Consider the following 20,955-nt stretch of genomic DNA (forward strand, 5'->3'; position numbering starts at 1 on the left):
ATTGTTTTGATAAAGATAATTAAAGAATTGAAGAATTAAAGAAAAAGAATTTATAACTATAGCTTATTAAATAACAATTTAAGAAAAAAAGTAAACGCTTTAAGAATTACTATATTTAATTATTGCAATATTTATTCCCTTGAAAAAAAAATTTGAAGTGATAATAAGTTCATTATGAAGATAGATACATGTATAGATGAGGTGTTATGTCTGATAGGGAGAAATATAACCATGAATAAAAATATTGAATCAAATAATTGTTCTTCAAAATCTTCTTTTTCCTTAATTGTCGATGGCAAATTTCCTAAACCGATCTGGATTCCAAAGTGGCGATACGGCGGTGATAGGTATGATTTTGACAGCCCCAAGTTACATATGCCAGTTGTCACCACCACTCCACATGAACATTATCATTGTCTAGTACTTGAATGTGATCCATTGGTGATCAGCTATTGTGTTTACCCACTTCATATATCAATTCGAGATATGGAAGGAAATGAAATAAGCTCCATGCCTGATGCCTGGGTTTTCATTGCGCCATCATTTGAACAGATTCGTGAGGTTAAGAAACAGAAAGAGGTCGAGAAGGCCAAAAAACAAATCGAGTCACAAAAATCCTGGTGCGATCGAGCCTTCATTGAACACAAAGTGATCGAAGTAGAAAGAGACCTTCCTGAATTACTTGTTAGCAATTGTGAACTAATTGTCCCTTATCTCAGTAACCCTTATCGGCCTGATATCCAGAAACAAGTAGTTGATTTAATAGACAAACATTTTGAAATCTCCCTTAGAGAGCTTCGATGTAATAGCAACATAAAAACACAGCAGCTTTACGATGCTGCATTGCAGTTACTGTGCTCTGGTCGTCTTATAGCTGATTTACACCACCAACCATTTCCAGACCTGATACTTAGGAGGTGGACAAATGCCGAACCGCGCCAACCTCTCTGCTGAGCAGAAGAACCATAGACTATGGCCTAACTTTGACCCAACTGAGCTTCCTGTAGCCAAGAGAGATAAATTTATTTGCAATAAAGCTAACATTGCCGCCTATTTGGATGAGACGGACCTTCCTGAAAATATCCGAAAGCTTCCACGTCAAGAAATTCATTCTCGGTTGAAGCGTTGCCTGACTTTACACTCGGATGGAAATATTTGGGGTTGGCGGGCCCTTGAACCTGGGATACGGATAAAACCCTATTGTCGTAAAAAGATAGTTGCCCCCATGGGTATTGGTAAGAAAGGGGGAAGGGCAGGGGCGCTCACTGCTTTATTCGAACGCTTTCCGGATATCTGGGAAACTGCGAAAAGTTCTTTTCTTGGCAAACTGGAGAAGGATAAAAAACTCAAGGTGAGAGAGGCAATTAGTGATATCCATCAGACAATGTTGCGCCTCTGCAAACAAAAGTTGATTGATGAACGCATTGCCCGAGGAGAATCGACGGAAGAAGCCACGCAGAATTATGTCCTAGAGTATCCCTTTAATACCGAAACCCGTGGATTGCGTTCGCTGCAGAAACGTCTGAACTGCTTGTATGACAGCCATCCCCAATCAGCAATACGAGCCCGCCATGGAGCTGATGCAGCCAGGAAATATTCAGCAGAGCAGCCGAAAGAAAGGGATGATGAAAGCATATTGCGGCCTTATCAGCGGGTTGAGCTTGATGCGCATTCTATCGATGCCAACTTTTGGCTCCCAGAGGATCCTGATTTGCGGTTCGGAGGGCGAGAGAATTTCATTGTAAGGCCATGGCTATTGGCCCTGATAGAAGCTATGAGTCAAGCAGTACTGGCATATTTGATCGTGATTTCTAGGGAGGTCAATCATTGGGATGTGCTACGAGTCCTTAAACGTGCATTAGTTCCATGGCAACCAATGCAGTTGACTGTTCCGGGGTTGAGGTATGATGCTGGTTCAGGTCTGCCGTCCGGTGTGATAAAAGGGTGTGAATACGCCGTTTGGGACAGTCTGTTGCTTGACAATGCCCTGGCCCATTTAGCATTCGATGTAAGAAATGCTGTAAAAAAGGTCATGAATGGTACAATTAATGACGGCCCGGGACGCAGTCCCTATCGTCGACCTCATGTCGAAGGTTTTTTTGATAATTTAGAAGAACATGGATTCCACCGTCTTCCAAACACAGTTGGAAGTGGCCCGAACGACCCCCGTCGCGAAAATGCTGCTGAGGCTGCAAAGACTTACCAAATTGGTCACCAGGATCTCGTTGAACTAACAGATGTACTTATCGCCAATTACAACGCAAATTCTCACCGAAAGCCCGGCGGCAAGTCACCATTAGACATACTACGTCTTTATACGCAGACTGAACACATCCGCATTTTAGAAGATCAACGGAAACTTATTGAATTCAACCCTAGATTTGAAGTGACGATTCGTTCAAATCGAAAAGAAGGACGACGTCCATACGTAAACCTTTTATATTTACGGTACTCTAGTCATGCGTTGATCTACTCACTATCTGGAAAAAAAGCTGTAATGAGGCCAGATCCAGATGGTATGCATACTAGTGAAATTTTTCTAAAGGATTCGGGAAGGAACCTTGGAATAGTCAGAGTAAAAGATGCTCGCTGGAATTATCCACATACTATTGAGCAACGAAAATTATACTTCAACAAGGGACTTGTTGACATAAAAAACACTAGTATCTCGGACTTTTGTGAAGGAGTAAAGGGAAGATTAACTCAAAAATCCTCGAATCGAAGAATTGATACAACAATCAAGACTCCGAATCACAATGACAACTTAAAGCGTTCACCAGATCGGAGGACTTTCGAACTATGAACGCAGGTATTTCAATTCCACACATCCCGCCTGGGACTCATCCCGTTGAACGGAATCAAGTTTTACTTTTAACACCTGCAATCAATGGGTTACTGAACACCCTTAAAATTTGGCTTGAGGGGCGTCTTCCAGGCGGTTTGATTTACGGAGTGCCTAGGGTTGGCAAGACCAGAGCCATAAGGTATCTCATCAGGGAAAACGAACTGTACTCCGAGTTCGTTCCTTATATCAGCGTCACAATGAGGAAAATTGAACCATCTACACCAAGGGCCTTCTGGGCTCACCTAGCAAGTCAACTTAAATATCCCATTGAGAAAGGGACAACCCAAAATTTGTGGGAACGTGTTTATCTTAAATTGACTGAAACAGCTCTAAACGATAATAAAGATGGACTTGTCTTGTTTATCAATGATGCCCAAAAATTAACTGAGCATCAGTATGAATTACTTCATGACCTACATAATATTTTAGATGATCAAAATATTTATGCCTGCTTTGTCCTAGTTGGTCAGACCCAACTATTAAATATTCGTAACGGATTTAAAGCTGTTGGCATGTCTGAAATAGTTGGGCGCTTTATGTCTGTAGATTATTGCATGCGCGGGATTACGAATCTTGAGGAATTAAGTTTTGTACTAGAAGGTTATGACGAGAACTCTGAGTTTCCGAAAGAGAGTAAATGCTCATATTCACAGTATTTCTTTCCTGAAATCTACCAATGTGGATGGAGACTGGCCAATGAAGCATCAATCCTTTGGCAAGCATTCGAAAGAGTTCACCAAGAAAGTCGCATGGCTTGCAAACTGGAAATTCCACTACAATATGTTGTTCATGCCATAAATTATGGGTTGTGCCGTAATTCTTGCAGGGATTCTTCCTTTCCAGGGTTTTCCCTGGCATTGTGGAAACAGGCCATCCTTAATGCAGGATATGCGAGTGCCGGAAGCTTTTTAATTGCCCCTGAAGAAGTAGGGTAGGTGGTAATGATAAAAGGATACAACTGGTTTTCAGAATTGGTATATCCTTTCGAGTCTCAGTGGTCACTCCTGCATAAGTTTGCCGGCTGGAATGCATTAAATTTGGCCCAATTAAACGTTGCCATCGGGAAAACAAAGTACCCCAATCATAATAAAAACTTGTCAACAAGCTATTTCTTAGATCCTAAATCATTTTCAGAAAAGACAAACCTACATATTAAATATACAGAGGACAGTATATGTAATAAATATGTGCCATGGAATTGTGAAAAATTATTAATTTCCTCGGATTTTCGTTATTGTCAATCTTGCATTTCGTTAGGGTATCATAGTGTTTTCCACCAGTTAAAAATTTTGAAAAAATGCCCGATTCATGGAAACGATTTAATGGAACACTGCCACTATTGTGGTGTTAAAATTCCAATTACAATAAGTAGTAAGGCTATTAAATATCCTTATTCATGCCCATCATGTCAAAAACCTTTTTTTAATTTAAGTATGCCAGGAATCGTTAATCCCTTAACTTGTAATGACCTTAAAAAAATCGAATCATTATCAAAAATAATTATAAACACTCTAGATTATTTAGAAAATTCTACATTGATATGGAAAACAAGACCCAACTTTGAACAAATTGCCGGCTTGTTATATTTATTCTTTAAATCAAAAGATCATAATACATATAAATTCTATGTCCATAATTTTAGAAAACCTATATACGTTGAAGTTTATGATGTTTTTAAAGAAACAGAAAATATTTTTGACAACGTTGATATTTATGTGTATTTAAATAAAATCTTAGAAGAGTTTTTATTAAAAAAACATAAACCTTGTCTTGATTATTGCATCAAAGTTTTGGGAAGTCTGTATGTTGATGAAAATTTCAATATCCAGCTTGGGTGCATTATTGCGCATTCATTTTTGATGTGGGAAGTATATTGGGAGAAAGTTCAGTCTATTTCGGGGCTGTGCAGATCACCTGAAGACATAAATTGGGATAAATCTAAATCGATTAGTCGAATCGCTACAAGGAGCATATTCGCTGCCGAATGTCTTGATAGTTTTTGGTTTTTTTTAAATGAAGCGGACAAAATGAATCGCGAAAAAGTATTTTTTTTACAAACAACTTATGGAGAAGGGTCGGATCCAGGTCTATTGAATTGGGTTGTTATTAAAAATCATCATCAGGAATCTGTGACAGAGGAATTATTCTTTTGGCGTAGGAAGCCCTACCCAAATAAAGAATTCAAGTTTTCCCAGAAGCACTTGGATAACGTGTTTCAATCCTGCAACCGAATCGCCATGGAGAAATATGAAAAGAGGTGGCACAAGGAGTAATCGTCATAACCATTCTTTCAATTTCTAATCCTGTCATAATATTTTCTTACAATTTGTAATAAACTTTATTTCGTCGGCCGGTCATGAGCAGACCCCACCGGGAAGCGACCGATATCTAACGTCGCATAATATATATTATGTAAACTAAAATATATTTCCCTACTGAGTTGAATAAAGAACAACATCCCTGGGCGGCTGTTGATCTGGTTCGCTCTGCTCTGTCCGCTGCCGGACGGCCATGGAAAATCAGGCGACCTCGATCACAGAACAACGATTAATTTATCAGCTTCAGTCGCAGCAAACTTTCTGCGCTGGCGATAATTGCTTCTCTGGCCGGCCTTGGTTCCCATCCTAGGAGCTGTTGGGCCTTGTCATGATTGGTATGCCGGATAATGCCCACTTGCGGCGCTGTTCCGCGCAAGGCCGGGACAACCCGGGCCAATGCTCGGTACAGCCAATCCGGAAGCGTCACGCGCGGCACCTTACCGGCCACTGAACCAAAGTGTTCACGCAGAACTTTCGCCACTTCGGCCATTGAGGTGATCGGCTCGGCAACGGCAATGAAGCGCTCGCCAATGGCGGTTGGGCTGGTCAGCGCCAACAGATGCAAAGCCGCAACATCGCGAACGTCAACAGCGCCAAAATAAATGCGCGCAAGCGCAGGCATCGAGCCTTCCAGCAGAGCTTTAACCAGGCCGATGGAGGCAGCGTAGTGAGGTCCTAGCACCGGCCCGAAAATACCCACCGGGTTAATCACCGAAAGCTCCAGGGTACTGCCCTCATTGCTGATAAAGTCCCAGGCTGCCCGCTCTGCCAGTGTCTTTGATTTGATATAGGGTGTGACATCGGCGCCGGCGGGATCGGTCCAGTCCCCTTCGTTGTAATGCCGTTCCCCTGCCCCGTGACCATACCCCACAGCGGCAAAGGACGAGGTTAAGACCACCCGCTTGACCCCGGCCGCATGTGCAGCTTTGAGCACCCGCAGTGTGCCGCCGACAGCCGGTGCGACCAACTCGTCTTCATTCTTCGGTTGAACCGGTGGAAAAGGCGAAGCGACATGCAGGACAGCATCGCAACCGGAGACAGCCTCAATCCAGCCTTCATCCTGCAACAGATCGCCGGTTAAAAATTGCAACCCGCTATCCTGAACAATACCACCTTGGTGCAAACTGGCTTGAACTGCAGCAACCCGCTGCAAAGAGCGCACAGTTGTGCGAACATCATAACCTGTGTTCAGAAGCTGAATAATGATGTGCTCAGCAAGGAAGCCGGTGCCGCCGGTCACCAGAACTGTACTCATGTAAACCTGCTACGGGATAAGGATAATTTTGCCGTTTCCACCAGGCTCCATGACTAATTTATGGGCCTCCGGGGCGCTTCGTAACGGGAGCTCCGTGCGGATGGTGGGTTTAAACCGCCCGTCCTGCAGACCGGCATGAATCACCGCATGGATTTGGCGAAACTCTGTGGGGGAAGCATTGAATGCAGCCATCCCCAGAATGGAGGCATTTTTCCCCATGGTGTCACGTGGGTTGATTTCGATGGTGCCACGGTTGCCGATCACCACAATCCGACCATACTTGGCAACAACCTTCAGGTCTTTGTCGAGATTGACATTCGCCAGCATCTCCAGAATCACGTCGACCCCCATGCCGCAAGTCAGCTCAGCCACGGCATCGAGATAATTATCGTCATGGTGGTTCAATGCTGCGACAACCCCCTGCTCCTGCAACAGTTTAATCCCGGCAGTGGTCCCGGCAGTGCCGATGACTCTCAGTCCGTAAGAATGGGCGATCTGGACCGCGGCCTGACCAACCGCACCACTGGCGCCATGAATCAAGACCGTTTCTCCGGGTAACGCATGGGCTCGATAGAGTAAACCGTAAAAGGCTGTTGTATAAGGGACTCCGATGGCCGCGCCAACGGAAAAATCGCTCTTGTCAGGGAGCGTAAAGACTTGATTTTCCGAGCAAACCAATTGTTCGGCATAGCTACCCACCAGGCTACCGAAAACATAGACCCGCTCTCCCACCTGGCGATGTTTGACGTCAGCGCCGACGGCGGAGATGATACCGGCCGCATCATTTCCAGGAATATAAGGTAGTTCGGGTTTTAGCGGATAGATTCCTGCGCGGATATAGGTATCAACGGGATTCACGCCAATGGCTTTCACGTCGACTTTGACCTGACCTCTGGCCGGTACCGGAGCGGCAATTTCTTGAATCTGCATCACTTCCGGGGCGCCAAATTCTTTGACCTGAATAGCTTGCATCATGATCGCTCCTGAACTGTTGATGATAGAAGTCGTCTTTCTGAAACAAAAATCGCGCTTGATGTTGACTGATTTACTGAATGAAAGTCTATCACCCGATCGCGGCAAGTTCCAGTCGACCACCCCAACGTCTTTGCAGTTCCTGACTGACCGGTAAAGCGTCCGCAGTGGTAAGCATTTTGGTCTGCTCGATATAGTTAAAAGCTTCTTGGCGGGCTGCTTCAAGAATGCGAATATCCTTGACCAGATTGGCGACCCGGAATTCAGGCAGTCCGGCCTGGCGAGTGCCGAGGAAATCCCCGGGTCCGCGAATTTCCAGGTCGGCTTCGGCCACCAGGAAACCATCATTGGTATCGACCATGACCTTGAGTCTGCGCGCCGCATCGGCACTATAATTTTCTGACGGGACCAGGAAGCAGAAACTCTGTTCAGCCCCCCGCCCTACCCGGCCGCGCAACTGGTGCAATTGCGACAACCCGAAACGATCGGCATGTTCGATGACCATGACCGTGGCGTTCGGGACATCGACACCAACCTCAATAACCGTAGTCGCCACCAACAGCTGCAGCTCGCCGCTGCGGAAGGCGTCCATCACTGCATCTTTTTCGGCGGTTTTCATGCGCCCGTGGAGCAGGCCGACCCGGTAGTCCGGAAAGATCTCTGTCGCCAGGGTCTCAGCTGCCACAGTCGCGGCCTGTAGATCACTTTTTTCCGATTCTTCAACCAGAGGATAAACGATATAAATCTGCCGCCCCTGTTCAAGTTGTTTGCGGAGCTGAGGGTATAACTGGCGGTGGCGATTCTGGCCGCAGAGACGGGTTGTCACCGGTTTTCGCCCCGGTGGAAGCTGGTCGATAACAGATACGGCAAGATCGCCGTAAAGGGTCATCGACAACGTGCGGGGAATCGGCGTCGCGGTCATGACCAGTATGTCGGGATTGGTTCCTTTATGTCTGAGAACACTGCGTTGCCTGACTCCGAAACGATGCTGTTCGTCAATAATACCAAGACCCAGTTTTTTAAATTCGACAGCATCCTGCAACACGGCATGGGTACCGACAATCAGGTCGACTTCTCCACGAGCAATCTGCTCCACCACGTCCCGCTTGGCTGCGGCGGTCATGCTCCCCTGCAGCAGACAGGTACTGAGTCCGAGCTGGTCGAGCCAGGTTTTAAAGGTCCTATAATGCTGCTCCGCAAGGATCTCGGTCGGCGCCACCACTGCTACCTGAGCTTCATTTTCAATAGCGATCAGTGCAGACATCAGGGCAACCAGGGTCTTACCGCTGCCCACATCCCCCTGCAGCAGGCGATGCATCGGCTGGGGCGACATCATGTCGCGCTTGATCTCTCCAAGCACTCGACGCTGGGCGTCAGTCAATTTGAAGGGGAGTAATTTATTTAATGGAATCGTATATTTATGGGTAAATTTAAAGGCAATCCCTGCTTCCAGTTCAACCCCTGCCCGTTTCAATGCCAAACCAAGTTCCAGAAAAAAGAATTCGTCAAAAACCAGGGAATGACGCGGCCGATCCTGCCCTTTGGCCAGCCGTTCCAGGTTGGTATCATTACTTGGCCAATGAATCTGCTGTAGCGCTTCAGCCAGATCGAGGAGACGATATTTCCGCCGGATTGAAACAGGCAGAGGACTGGTGGCATAACCGGCATAATCGTTGATCAGCTGGAACCAGATTTTCCTGCTCTGTTTTTGGGAAAGCCCCTCGGTCAGAGGGTAGACGGGAAGAATCCTACCGAAATTAAGCGGGTCGTTGCGCAGGAGCTGGTCAAGGTCGCCATCCGAATTGATCAGGTCGGCGTCGGGGTGATGGACCTCGCGGGTGGCGCCGAAGCGTTTCACCTCGCCGATGAAAACGGCTTTCTGCCCAACCGGGAAACGTTTTTCCAACCAAGGCTTTCGATAGCGGAACCATTTCAGAGACAATTTTCCGGAGTTGTCACCGACAATAACTTCGAAAATCCGTCGCCTGCTCCGTGCGGTAGTGATTTCACCGGAAGCAAGCACCGTTGCAACGAAAATCTCCTGACAGCCATCGGTCAGCTGGCTGATTGTTTTGAGCTGACGACGGTCCTCGTAACGCAAAGGCAAATGATAAAGACCGTCTTCAACAGTTTCCAGACCGAGTTTTTGTAATTTGGCGTAAACACGGGGCCCGACTCCTTGAACGGAGACCAGGCTTTTATCCAGTTCCGGCGGACGAATTCCGGGAGCCGAAGATGACATCTTTGCTAGGAATCTTCAAGCAAAGCATTCAGATCAGCAAGAACATCGTCAAGATTGAGGCCATGAGCACGAATGCCCTGGGCCAAGGATTCGGTGGAGGCTCCAAGACAGCCGACGCAGCCGAGATTATACTTGTCGAAAACCTTGCCAACTTCAGGATTAAGCTGGATAACTTGCTGAAAGGTCATATCCTTGGTGATTTTTGGGGCCATAAACACCTCCGAAATACGGGAAAAGCACAGCTGCGAAACACCAGAATTGTCACAAAAGTTTGGCAAAATTGCAAGAAAAACGGGGCATTGTATGAACAAGACCCCGTTTTTCAAATATCCGATTTGTGATGATCAGCTGTATTCGATATTGGTCACTTCATAAACTTTGACCCCGGACGGAACGGCGATGCGGACTTCTTCATCCACCGTGTGGCCGATCAAGGTCTTCCCCACCGGCGAATTGATAGATATTTTACCGATTTTGATATCCGCCTCATCTTCACCGACAATCTGATAAGTCACTTCTTTTTCTGTATCGATATCAAACAATGTGACCTTGGCACCGAAGACGATTTTGTCGCTTTTAATCGTTTTCGGATCAATGACCTGGGCCAGTGCGATTTTACTGTTGAGTTCCTGGATCCGCCCTTCAATGAAACCCTGCCGATCTTTGGCTGCATCGTATTCGGCATTTTCAGACAAGTCACCATGGCTGCGTGCTTCGGCGATATCCTGGACGACTTTCGGGCGTTCGACCCGAGTAAGGTGTTTGAGTTCATCCTGTAGCCGCTGATATCCTTCAGCAGTCATGGGAACCGATTTGCTCATACCTCTCGCTCCTTAAAAAAACAGCGGGCGGGAAAACCCGCCCACTGGCTCGTTACGTTTTTAAGTTTAATCAGGAGCGCTCATAATACTCTTGCAGCGGTTTAACGTCAAGGTTTTCTCTCAACATCGCCAGGATACCGTCGGTCACCGCCTTGATTCCGGCCACCGTGGTAAAGTAAGCCACCTCCTGCATCAGTGCGGAACGGCGGATGGAATAGGAATCGGAGACCGATTGCGCACCCAGCGTTGTATTGAAGACCATGCAGATCTCCCGGCTTTTGATCGCGTCAACACAGTGGGGCCGCCCCTCTTTAACCTTATTGATCGGCTCGGCGGCAATCCCGTGTTCGTTGAGGAATGCGGCGGTGCCGCTGGTGGCAACCACACTGAACCCGACATTCACCAGTTTCCGGGTTGGCTCGACGATATGAGCCTTGTCCGCATCCTTGATACTGATAAAGATTTTCCCGCTGCGCGGCAACTTGACTCCAGCGCCGAGTTGGGCTTTGGCAAAAGCCTTGCCAAAATTGTAATCGATTCCCATGACCTCCCCGGTCGACTTCATCTCCGGGCCCAGCAAGGTATCGACACCCGGGAATTTGACAAACGGGAAAACCGCTTCTTTGACGGCGATATAAGGCGGGACGATGTCGCCGGTCACGCCCAACTCCGCCAAACTTTTGCCGGCCATGACCTTGGCGGCGATCTGTGCCAGCGGGCGATTGGTCGCTTTGGAAACGAAGGGCACTGTCCGACTGGCGCGGGGATTGACTTCGAGCAGGTAAATGATGCCCCCCTGGATGGCGTATTGAATATTCATCAAGCCAACCACCTGGAGCTCCAGAGCCAACTCAATGGTCTGCCGGCGGATTTCGGCAATGATCTCCGCAGGGAGGGAATAAGGCGGCAACGAGCAGGCCGAGTCGCCCGAGTGGATTCCGGCTTCCTCGATATGCTGCATGATCCCACCAATGACCACGTCTTTACCGTCAGCCAGGGCATCGACATCGACTTCAATGGCGTCCTGGAGGAACTTATCTACCAGTACCGGATGCTCGGGTGAGGCATCGACGGCATATTTCATATAATCACGCAGCCGTTCGACATCATAAACGATCTCCATGGCCCGGCCTCCGAGAACGTAAGACGGGCGTACGACCACCGGATAACCGATCCGTTCGGCGATTTTTTCAGCCTCGTCATAGGCGCGGGCAATCCCGTTGTCCGGCTGGCGCAGGTTGAGCTTGTTCAGGAGTGCTTGAAAACGCTCGCGATCCTCGGCCCGGTCAATGGCGTCCGGGGACGTACCGATAATGGGAACCCCGGCCTTCTCAAGGGCCACCGCAAGTTTCAGCGGGGTTTGCCCGCCGTATTGAACAATGACTCCGACCGGTTTTTCCTTCTCGACGATCGCCAGCACATCCTCAAAGGTCAACGGTTCGAAATAAAGCCGATCCGAGGTGTCGTAATCGGTTGAAACCGTCTCCGGGTTACAGTTGACCATGATTGTTTCATAGCCCGATTCGGCCAGCGAGAAGGCGCCGTGGACGCAGCAGTAGTCGAATTCGATCCCCTGCCCGATCCGGTTCGGTCCGCCGCCCAGGATCATGATCTTATCCCGGTCGGTCGGTGCAGCCTCGCATTCACTTTCATAGGTTGAGTACAGATACGGGGTATAGGCCTCGAACTCGGCGCCGCAGGTATCAACGCGTTTGTAAACCGGCAGAATATTCAGCTGGTGGCGCAGGTTACGGACATCATCCTCGGTCACCTGCCACAGAGTCGCCAAACGGCGATCCGCAAAGCCGTACTGCTTGGCCTGGCGCAACAGTTCGGCAAATGCATCGTCAGCGGCCGCAAACTGATCCTTGTGGGCCAGCAGCACAGTTTCCAGTTCGACGATCTGGGCGATGTTGGACAAGAACCAGGGATCGATGCCGCTGAGGCTGTAAATCCGTTCGATACTGAGACCGGCACGAAGTGCATCGGCCAGATACCACATCCGCTCCCAATTGGGCACCTGCAGCTTGTGGGTCAGATCGTCCTGCTCTTTATCGCTCAGCTCACGGGCATAATCGCCCGGGGTTTCAAAGATCCGACTTTCAAAACCGTAAGAACCGATTTCCAGGGAGCGCAGGGCTTTTTGCAAACTCTCCTTGAAGGTCCGACCGATGGCCATGGCCTCACCGACCGATTTCATCTGAGTGGTCAAGGTCGCATCGGCTTGGGGGAATTTTTCGAAGGTGAACCTGGGGACTTTGGTGACCACATAATCAATGGTCGGTTCAAAGGAGGCCAGGGTTTCCCGGGTGATGTCATTGGAGATCTCGTCAAGACGGTAACCCACGGACAGCTTTGCGGCAATCTTGGCGATGGGAAAACCGGTTGCCTTGGAGGCCAGAGCCGACGACCGGGACACCCGTGGGTTCATTTCGATGACCACCAGGCGGCCGTCCTTGGGATTGACCCCGAACTGGATATTCGAGCCACCGGTATCAACCCCGATTTCCCGAATGATCTTCAGTGAGGCGTCACGCAGGATCTGATATTCCTTATCTGTCAGGGTCTGGGCCGGGGCAACGGTAATGGAATCGCCGGTATGAACGCCCATGGCATCGAAATTCTCGATGGAACAGATAATGACGACATTATCCGCTGTATCGCGCATGACTTCCAGTTCATATTCTTTCCAACCGATAACCGACTCCTCAACCAGGATCTCATTGGTCGGGGATGCATCGATCCCGGCAATCGCCATCTGCTCATACTCTTCGCGGTTGTAAGCGATGCCACCGCCGGTGCCGCCGAGCGTAAAAGAGGGTCTGATAATCGCTGGAAAACCAATGGATTCAATAATTTCCATGGCTTCCCTGTGGCTATGGGCCAGCCCGGAGCGCGGCACTTCGACCCCAATCTTTTCCATCGCCTGCTTGAACAGGGTCCGATCTTCGGCTTTTTTGATCGGTTCGAGCTTGGCTCCGATCAGTTCGACCGAATATTGCTCGAGAACTCCTGCTTCGGCCACGGCCACGGCTGTATTCAGTGCGGTCTGCCCGCCCAGAGTCGGCAACAGCGCATCAGGGCGTTCCTTTTCAATAATTTTAGCCAGGACCTCCGGAGTCACCGGTTCGATATAGGTCCGGTCGGCGAAATCCGGGTCGGTCATAATGGTTGCCGGATTCGAATTAAGGAGAACGACCTCGTACCCCTCTTCTTTCAAGGCTTTACAGGCCTGGGTTCCGGAATAGTCGAATTCGCAGGCCTGGCCGATTACAATCGGACCGGCTCCGATAATCAGAATTTTCTTTATATCATCACGCTTAGGCATGGTTGTTCCTCTATTTTAAGCTATTGAATATCAATTGAGTGCTTTGTTTTTATGATCTTTCATCATGCTGATGAAACGGTCGAAAAGGTATTTTGCATCATGCGGTCCGGGCGAAGCTTCGGGGTGATACTGAACCGAAAAAGCCGGCATGGCCAGGTGCTGAATCCCTTCAACGGTATTATCGTTCAGGTTCATATGAGTGACCTTGACCTGACTGTTGTCGAGACTGTCCGCATCCACGGCAAAGCCGTGATTCTGGGAGGTGATTTCAACCTGCTGCCGTTGGTCATCGAGAACCGGCTGATTACCGCCCCGATGGCCGAATTTCAGCTTATAGGTCTTCCCGCCCAGAGCAATTGACAACAACTGGTGACCGAGGCAGATACCGAAAATAGGAACCTTGCCGAGCAATTGACGGATATTCTCCTGGGCATAATGAAGAGGCTCGGGATCGCCCGGGCCATTGCTGAGGAAAACCCCATCCGGATTCAGCTTGAGAACCTCTTCCGGGGCGGTATCGGCCGGCACCACCGTCACATCGCAACCGGCCGAGGTCAGGTTACGGAGGATATTGCGTTTGATGCCGTAATCGTAGGCGACCACCTTGAAGCTTTTGGGCTTAGCGGTACTGTCTCCATACCCCTGCCCCAGCTGCCAGACCTCTTCGCAGGCCTGATAGGGCTCGGCACAGGTCACTTCCCTGACCAGGTCGCGGCCGACGATGGAAGGCGCCTGGCGGGCTTTTTCCACCAGACTGGCCGGATCGGTGTCAATCGAGGACAAGATGCCGGTCTGCGCGCCAGCGGTGCGAATGTGTCGCACCAGCGCCCGGGTATCGATCCCTTCGATACCGACAATATTGTTTTCTTTCAAGTAATCATCCAGGCTCATTTGCGACCGGAAATTGCTGGGAAAGGGGCAGGATTCCTTGACCACGAACCCGGCGAGAAAAGGTTTGCGCGACTCGACATCCTCAGGATTGATGCCGTAATTCCCGATCTGCGGGTAAGTCATCGTGACGATTTCACCATGATAGGACGGATCAGTGAGAATTTCCTGGTAGCCGGTCATGCTGGTGTTGAACACCACTTCTCCGGTGACTTCCCCGACGGCGCCGAGTGCTTTACCAATAAAATACTTGCCGTCGGCAAGTGCAAGAACTGCTTTCATTGCAACCTCTATAGAGAATTTACTTTAAGTCTTTCTAGATAACCAACTAACAACTAAAATCTATCTTGAGAACACAACGCGTCCGGCCAGGATCGTCTTCAAGGCCGCTCCACGTACGGACATCCCGCCGAAGGGGGTATTTCGACCCTTCGAATAAAACTTCTCCGGCGCAACTGTCCATTCCAGGTCGGGGTCAATAACGGTGATATCCGCAACAGCTCCGACACTCAGCGTACCCCGATTGATGCCGATGATTGATGCCGGCCGACAAGTCATTAACGCCACGGCCCGGGACAGATCAAGGACCCCGTCCCTGACCAACTGCAAGGTTAACGGCAGCAGAGTTTCCAGCCCGACTATACCATTGAGAGCCAGATTAAACTCAACATTCTTTTCATCGTAATGATGGGGAGCATGATCTGTGGCAATGGCATCAATGGTACCATCTGCCAACCCGGCTCTGACCGCAGCCAGATCAACGTTATTGCGTAGCGGCGGATTCATCTTGGTGTTGGTGTCGTAGCCGCGCACTGCCTCTTCGGTCAGCATAAAGTGATGCGGGGTGGCTTCGCAAGTGACGCGCACGCCCCGAGCTTTGGCCTGTCGAACCAGCTCGACACTCCCCTTGGTGGAGACATGGGCGACATGCAGGCGGCCACCGGTAAATTCGGCAAGCATGATATCCCGGGCGGTCGCGGCATCCTCCGCGACCCAGGGAATCCCCTTGAGTCCGAGTTCCGTTGCAACCGGCCCTTCGTTCATGCAGCCTTCTCCGACCAGGCTCTTGTCTTCGGCATGAGAAATAAGCGGCGCATCGAAGGTGTCCGCATATTCAAATGCCCGGCGCATCAATTCGCTACTAACCACCGGCTTGCCGTCATCGGAAAAAGCCACACAGCCGCCAGCTTTAAGTTCGCCCATTTCGGCCAGAACTTCACCCTGCATCCCATGACTGATACAACCGACCGGAAAGACGTTGGCGCTCCCCTCGGCCCGCGCCTTGTCGATAATATAGCGGGTGACGGCCAACGTGTCATTGACCGGCGCGGTGTTCGGCATACAGGCCAACGAGGTGACGCCCCCGGCGGCAGCAGCGCGGGTTCCGCTGATAATGTCTTCTTTATACTCAAGTCCCGGATCGCGCAGATGGGTATGAATATCGATAAGCCCCGGAACGACCAGTTTGCCGGAAGCATCGACAGACTCTGCATCGCCTGCAACGATGGTCTCAGCAACTTGTACGATGACGCCGTCCTCAACCAGGATATCCCGTACTGCGTCAAGACCGTTGGCCGGGTCGATAACCCGCCCTGCTTTAATAATCAGTTTCATGATATGACCTCTCGCCTGATCAATTTTCCTGAAGTTTATCGCCACCAGCGACCAGATAAAGCAGCGCCATCCGCACCGCAACCCCGTTTTCGACCTGATCCAGAATAACGTTCTGGGCTCCGTCGGCAACAGCAGAGGAAATCTCCACGCCCCTGTTCATGGGTCCCGGGTGCATGACGATGGCATCAGGCTTGGCCAATTTAAGCCGCTGCTCGTTGAGACCAAAGAACCGGGAATACTCCCGCAACGACGGGATCAGTGTTTTGCCCTGGCGCTCCCGCTGGATGCGCAGCATCATGATCACATCGGCATCCTTGATCGCTTCTTCCAGGTTGTAAAAGACTTCGCAGCCGAGCTGTTCGATGCCGGGGGGAACCATGGTCCGCGGCCCGACGATCCGGACCTTGGCACCTAGTTTGGTCAGACAGTAAATGTTGGAGCGCACCACGCGACTGTGCGTGATATCCCCGGCGATGGTCACGGTCAGTCCGGCGCAACTGCCTTTATGTTGACGAATGGTAAAGGCGTCGAGCAGGGCTTGGCTGGGATGTTCATGGGTGCCGTCACCGGCATTGACCACCGAACAAGCGAGGCGCTGAGCAAGATAGTCGCAGGCCCCAGAAGCGCTGTGGCGCATGACGATGATATCGGGATGCATGGCTTCGATATTCTGTGCCGTGTCTTCCAGGGTCTCCCCTTTGACCACGGATGACGACGAAGCGCTGATATTAACGGTATCTGCGGAGAGGCGCTTACCGGCGATTTCAAAAGAAGTCCGGGTCCGGGTGCTGGCCTCAAAAAACAGATTGACGATAGTTTTGCCGCGTAGCGTCGGCACCTTTTTGATCTGCCGGGTATTGATTTCCTTGAAACTGTCGGCAGTTTCAAGAATGAACATGATATCGTCCGCGCTCAGATCTTTAATCCCGAGAATATGCTTTGGGTTGAATGACATTGACCTACCTCCCGAGTTAACGTCTGAGCAGATGCACCGCTTGCGGCACATTCTGCTCATCAAAATCGACTTCAATCTGTTCGTTCCGAGCCGTCGGCAGATTGCGACCGATATAATCGGGGCGAATCGGCAGCTCTCGGTGGCCCCGGTCGACCAGAATCGCCAGTTGAATACTTTGCGGGCGCCCCAGGTCCATCACCGCGTCCATTGCCGCACGGATGGTTCGGCCGGTAAACAGAACATCGTCCACCAGAATCACCTTGCGGTTATCCAGGGAAAAACGGATGTCCGTCTGACCGACCGCCAGGTTGTTGCGGGAAGAGATGTCGTCGCGATACATGGTGACATCGATCAGCCCCAACGGGATCTCACTGCTCTCAATTTCCGCCAGCTTCTCCTGCAGGACGACCGCAAGATGGGCTCCACCGGTTCTGATGCCGATCAGGACAAGATCCTCAACACCTTTGTTTTTCTCAAGGATTTCATGGGCAATCCGGGTGACCGCCCGGCTGATTCCCTGAGAGTCCAGAATTTCTATTGTTTCTGCAGCCACAACAACCTCCCTGGGTGAAAAGTAGACACAAAAAAACACCTGTACACGGGTGTACAGGTGTCTCGGTTATATTTAAAGATGAGGTTTAACACGTTCAAGCTCCCTTGCTGACCTCTCGGATCAGATTAAAGGGTAAATGTAAATTTTGTTGAATCTATCAACACCGCTCAGCAAATGTCAACAGCAGAATTATTAAAGCAGACCTAAGCCGGATTCAATTGATCGGTCGGCCGATCCGATCAAAGCGGATTTTGTGCAGCAAGTCACCCTGGGCGTTCCAGGACCAGTATTTGATGAAGGCCAGGCCTTTGATCTTCGACTGATCGACAAACCCCCAGAAGCGGCTGTCATAGGAATAGTCCCGATTATCGCCCATGACAAAATAACTGTGCTCCGGGACCCGGATCGGCCTCATGAAATCCCGCGGACTGGCGACGGCAGGAATAACTTCAGGATCCTTATGCCGTTCCTGGGGGATATGGTAAAGTTCACCGTTGACATAGACCTGCTTGTTTTTGATTTCCACCAGATCCCCGGGCTGGCCGACTACCCGTTTGATAAAATCACGCCGCTGAAAATAAGATTTGTTGGCGTCTTCCGGAAATTCGAAGACAATAACGTCGCCTCGTTTCGGTTCACGCAAAACCAGGTAACGGTTATCACTGAAGGGCAGACTGGTTCCGTAAATGAATTTATTCACCAGCAGATGGTCACCGATCAGCAGCGTATCAAGCATTGACCCGGAAGGGATCTTGAACGCCTGAAAGAGAAAGGTACGAATAATCAGCGCCAGAACAACGGCAACGATCAGGGCCTCGGACCATTCACGATACCAAGGTTTCGCAGGTCCCTTAACAGTCTTCTTTTTACTGAATAATCCCATTATCTACTCTTTTACTTTGAGGATGGCGAGGAAGGCGTCCTGAGGTAGCTCGACACTCCCGACCTGTTTCATCCGCTTTTTCCCGGCCTTCTGTTTTTCTAGTAATTTGCGCTTACGGGTAATATCGCCGCCGTAGCATTTTGCCGTGACATCTTTCCGTAAGGCCTTGACCGTAGAGCGGGCAATAACCTTGTTACCGATGGCCGCCTGGATGGCGACTTCATATTGCTGGCGAGGAATGAATTCTTTCATCTTCGACACCAGCTCACGCCCCCGGAACTGCGCTTTATCCTGATGCACGATCAGTGACAAAGCATCGACCACATCGCCGTTGATCAGGACATTGAGTCGGACCAGGCGGCTGAAGCGAAAATCGAGATGCTCGTAGTCGAGCGAGGCATAACCGCGGGTAATGGATTTCAGCCGGTCGAAAAAGTCCAGAACGATTTCGTTGAGCGGCAATTCATAAACCACCATGACCCGATTGGCGGTCAGGTATTTCAATTCACGCTGCACACCCCGTTTTTCGATACACAAACTGAGCACTGCCCCCACATATTCGTTCGGTACATGGATCGAGGCCAGCACAAAGGGCTCTTCAATCTTTTCAATATACTGCATATCCGGCAGCATATTGGCACTCTCAACCTGCAGCAGGTCACCTTTGGTGGTGGTAACTTTATAAACAACGGTGGGCGCCGTTGTAATCAGATCGACGTCAAATTCCCGTTCCAGCCGCTCCTGAATGATTTCCATATGCAGCAGGCCAAGAAAACCGCAACGAAAACCGAATCCAAGGGCGAGGGAATTCTCCGGCTCAAAGGAAAACGCGGCATCGTTCAGGCGGAGCTTTTCAAGGGCGTCGCGCAACGCATCGTAGTCCCCGGAATCAATGGGATAAAGTCCGGAGAAAACCATTGGCTTGACTTCCTGGTAGCCAGGCAAGGCTTGTTCGGCCGGCCGGTGCAGGTGAGTTATGGTGTCGCCGACCTTGGCGTCTTCCACCACTTTGATTCCGGCAATCAAAAACCCGACCTCCCCTGCGGCAAGCTGGGGCAATTCAAGGGGATGCGGACAAAAAGCCCCGACCTTCTGGACCTCATAAACCCCTTTGGTCGCCATCAATTTAATTTTTTCGCCTTTTCGGACGGTTCCTTCGACGACCCGGATCAGCACAATAACCCCCTGGTAGGAATCGTACCAGGAGTCAAAGGTCAACGCCTGAAGCGGTGCATCCGGATCACCTTTGGGGGCGGGAACCTTATGGACGATCGCTTCCAGGATCTCGTCGATGCCCCGGCCTTCTTTGGCGCTGGCCAGGATCGCCTCGCTCGCGTCAATACCGATAATTTCCTCAATTTCGGCCCTGATCCGCTCGGGCTCGGCACTGGGCAGGTCGATTTTATTAATGACCGGAAAGATATCCAGATCCTGATCGATAGCCATATACACATTCGCCAGGGTCTGTGCTTCAACCCCCTGCGCCGCATCAACCACCAGCATGGCACCTTCGCAGGCGGACAGTGATCGGCTGACCTCATAGGAAAAGTCGACATGGCCGGGAGTATCAATCAGATTCAAGATATACTGTTTCCCGTCCCGGGCTTTATAAGGCAAACGGACCGCCTGCGCTTTGATGGTGATACCACGTTCGCGCTCCAGGTCCATTTTATCGAGATACTGATCCGACCGCTCCCGTTCTGTTAACGCCCCGGTTGCTTCAAGAAGACGGTCTGCAAGAGTGGACTTACCGTGGTCGATATGGGCGATGATGGAAAAATTTCGTATATTGCTTTGATTCATACAGTCTCGTTGAATGGCCTGGTCAGCCGGCATTGAAAGCGCAGGTTCGGTTAAAATTAACCGCTAATATTAGGCCGGATCCAACCGGTTTGTAAAGTGGAAAGGCCGCTGATTGTCGGCAGAAAACGGAAACGACGCTTACCCGGTTCTTGGAAAAGCTCATCCCCTGACTGCTTCAGGCCCTGTTGAGCACAAGAAAGGCTGCTAGCGTTTTTAATTCCCCCGCCATGGGCCCGGCAGACAAGCCACTCCAGATGCTATTGGGCCAATGGCTGAGCTTGAAAAAGGCTCAGGGATGGACTTTTTAAAGGCCGGCTAAAAGCCAACAAACCCATGTTTCTGTCGGAATTCAATGTCCCCGCTATTCAAATAGCCACTGTAGAACGTTTTTAATGAGTGTTTGTATCAATGACCTCTTGTTTGCGATAATCCCTCTGTGCTATAAGAAGAATTTAGTGATTACAACATGTTCCTGACA

General features: G+C 50.1%; 16 protein-coding genes. 4 read left to right on the forward strand and 12 right to left on the reverse strand.

All coding sequences use genetic code 11. From position 1 onward, the window contains the following. Positions 1 to 231 precede the first annotated feature (231 nt). From N909_RS25880 to N909_RS25885, 4 genes are read left to right on the forward strand one after another with little or no spacing between them, the layout of a single operon-like run. On the forward strand, positions 232 to 954 hold the full coding sequence (locus tag N909_RS25880; RefSeq protein WP_155006063.1) for a hypothetical protein: 723 nt from the start codon (positions 232 to 234) through the stop codon (positions 952 to 954). After that, positions 926 to 2,803, forward strand: coding sequence for a hypothetical protein (locus tag N909_RS0123180; protein WP_029918480.1), 1,878 nt, complete (start codon positions 926 to 928; stop codon positions 2,801 to 2,803). The genes N909_RS25880 and N909_RS0123180 overlap by 29 nt, the downstream gene beginning before the upstream one ends. Next, the gene (locus tag N909_RS0123185; protein WP_029918481.1) at positions 2,800 to 3,780 is read left to right on the forward strand and encodes an ATP-binding protein; all 981 of its coding nucleotides are present in this window, start codon (positions 2,800 to 2,802) and stop codon (positions 3,778 to 3,780) included. Before N909_RS0123180 ends, N909_RS0123185 begins: the two co-directional genes overlap by 4 nt. Next, entirely contained in the window at positions 3,781 to 5,118 is a 1,338-nt protein-coding gene (locus tag N909_RS25885; protein WP_155006064.1) for a hypothetical protein, read from the forward strand. Positions 5,119 to 5,392: 274 nt separating this feature from the next. Here the strand turns inward: N909_RS25885 and N909_RS0123195 are convergent, their stop codons facing one another. From N909_RS0123195 to lepA, 12 genes are all read right to left on the reverse strand, one after another. Beyond that, positions 5,393 to 6,418 carry an SDR family oxidoreductase gene (locus N909_RS0123195; RefSeq protein ID WP_029918483.1) on the reverse strand — a complete coding sequence of 342 codons (1,026 nt, stop codon included), beginning with the start codon at positions 6,416 to 6,418 and terminating at the stop codon, positions 5,393 to 5,395. Positions 6,419 to 6,427: 9 nt separating this feature from the next. Next, positions 6,428 to 7,393, reverse strand: a complete 966-nt coding sequence (locus N909_RS0123200) for an NADPH:quinone reductase (protein ID WP_245613661.1) — start codon at positions 7,391 to 7,393, stop codon at positions 6,428 to 6,430. Between the two features lie 88 nt (positions 7,394 to 7,481). Further along, complete coding sequence (gene recG, locus N909_RS0123205) at positions 7,482 to 9,632, reverse strand: ATP-dependent DNA helicase RecG (protein WP_029918485.1); 2,151 nt, start codon at positions 9,630 to 9,632, stop codon at positions 7,482 to 7,484. A gap of 5 nt (positions 9,633 to 9,637) precedes the next feature. Beyond that, positions 9,638 to 9,844, reverse strand: coding sequence for a DUF1858 domain-containing protein (locus tag N909_RS25450; RefSeq protein ID WP_084167885.1), 207 nt, complete (start codon positions 9,842 to 9,844; stop codon positions 9,638 to 9,640). Between the two features lie 132 nt (positions 9,845 to 9,976). Further along, positions 9,977 to 10,453 carry a transcription elongation factor GreA gene (gene greA, locus N909_RS0123215; protein WP_029918487.1) on the reverse strand — a complete coding sequence of 159 codons (477 nt, stop codon included), beginning with the start codon at positions 10,451 to 10,453 and terminating at the stop codon, positions 9,977 to 9,979. Between the two features lie 70 nt (positions 10,454 to 10,523). Further along, positions 10,524 to 13,781 (reverse strand): carbamoyl-phosphate synthase large subunit, encoded by a 3,258-nt coding sequence (gene carB, locus N909_RS0123220; protein WP_029918488.1) that lies wholly within the window; start codon positions 13,779 to 13,781, stop codon positions 10,524 to 10,526. Positions 13,782 to 13,811: 30 nt separating this feature from the next. After that, complete coding sequence (gene carA / locus N909_RS0123225) at positions 13,812 to 14,951, reverse strand: glutamine-hydrolyzing carbamoyl-phosphate synthase small subunit (protein WP_029918489.1); 1,140 nt, start codon at positions 14,949 to 14,951, stop codon at positions 13,812 to 13,814. Between the two features lie 60 nt (positions 14,952 to 15,011). Beyond that, entirely contained in the window at positions 15,012 to 16,283 is a 1,272-nt protein-coding gene (locus N909_RS0123230; RefSeq protein WP_029918490.1) for a dihydroorotase, read from the reverse strand. Between the two features lie 19 nt (positions 16,284 to 16,302). Further along, complete coding sequence (locus N909_RS0123235; RefSeq protein ID WP_029918491.1) at positions 16,303 to 17,238, reverse strand: aspartate carbamoyltransferase catalytic subunit; 936 nt, start codon at positions 17,236 to 17,238, stop codon at positions 16,303 to 16,305. A gap of 16 nt (positions 17,239 to 17,254) precedes the next feature. Beyond that, positions 17,255 to 17,791, reverse strand: coding sequence for a bifunctional pyr operon transcriptional regulator/uracil phosphoribosyltransferase PyrR (pyrR, locus tag N909_RS0123240; RefSeq protein WP_029918492.1), 537 nt, complete (start codon positions 17,789 to 17,791; stop codon positions 17,255 to 17,257). 214 nt (positions 17,792 to 18,005) lie between these two features. Next, positions 18,006 to 18,674 (reverse strand): signal peptidase I, encoded by a 669-nt coding sequence (gene lepB, locus N909_RS0123245; protein WP_029918493.1) that lies wholly within the window; start codon positions 18,672 to 18,674, stop codon positions 18,006 to 18,008. A gap of 3 nt (positions 18,675 to 18,677) precedes the next feature. Next, entirely contained in the window at positions 18,678 to 20,477 is a 1,800-nt protein-coding gene (gene lepA, locus N909_RS0123250) for a translation elongation factor 4 (protein ID WP_029918494.1), read from the reverse strand. Positions 20,478 to 20,955: the final 478 nt, after the last annotated feature.

This window comes from Pelobacter seleniigenes DSM 18267 (assembly GCF_000711225.1).
GTDB classification, from domain to species: domain Bacteria; phylum Desulfobacterota; class Desulfuromonadia; order Desulfuromonadales; family Geopsychrobacteraceae; genus Seleniibacterium; species Seleniibacterium seleniigenes.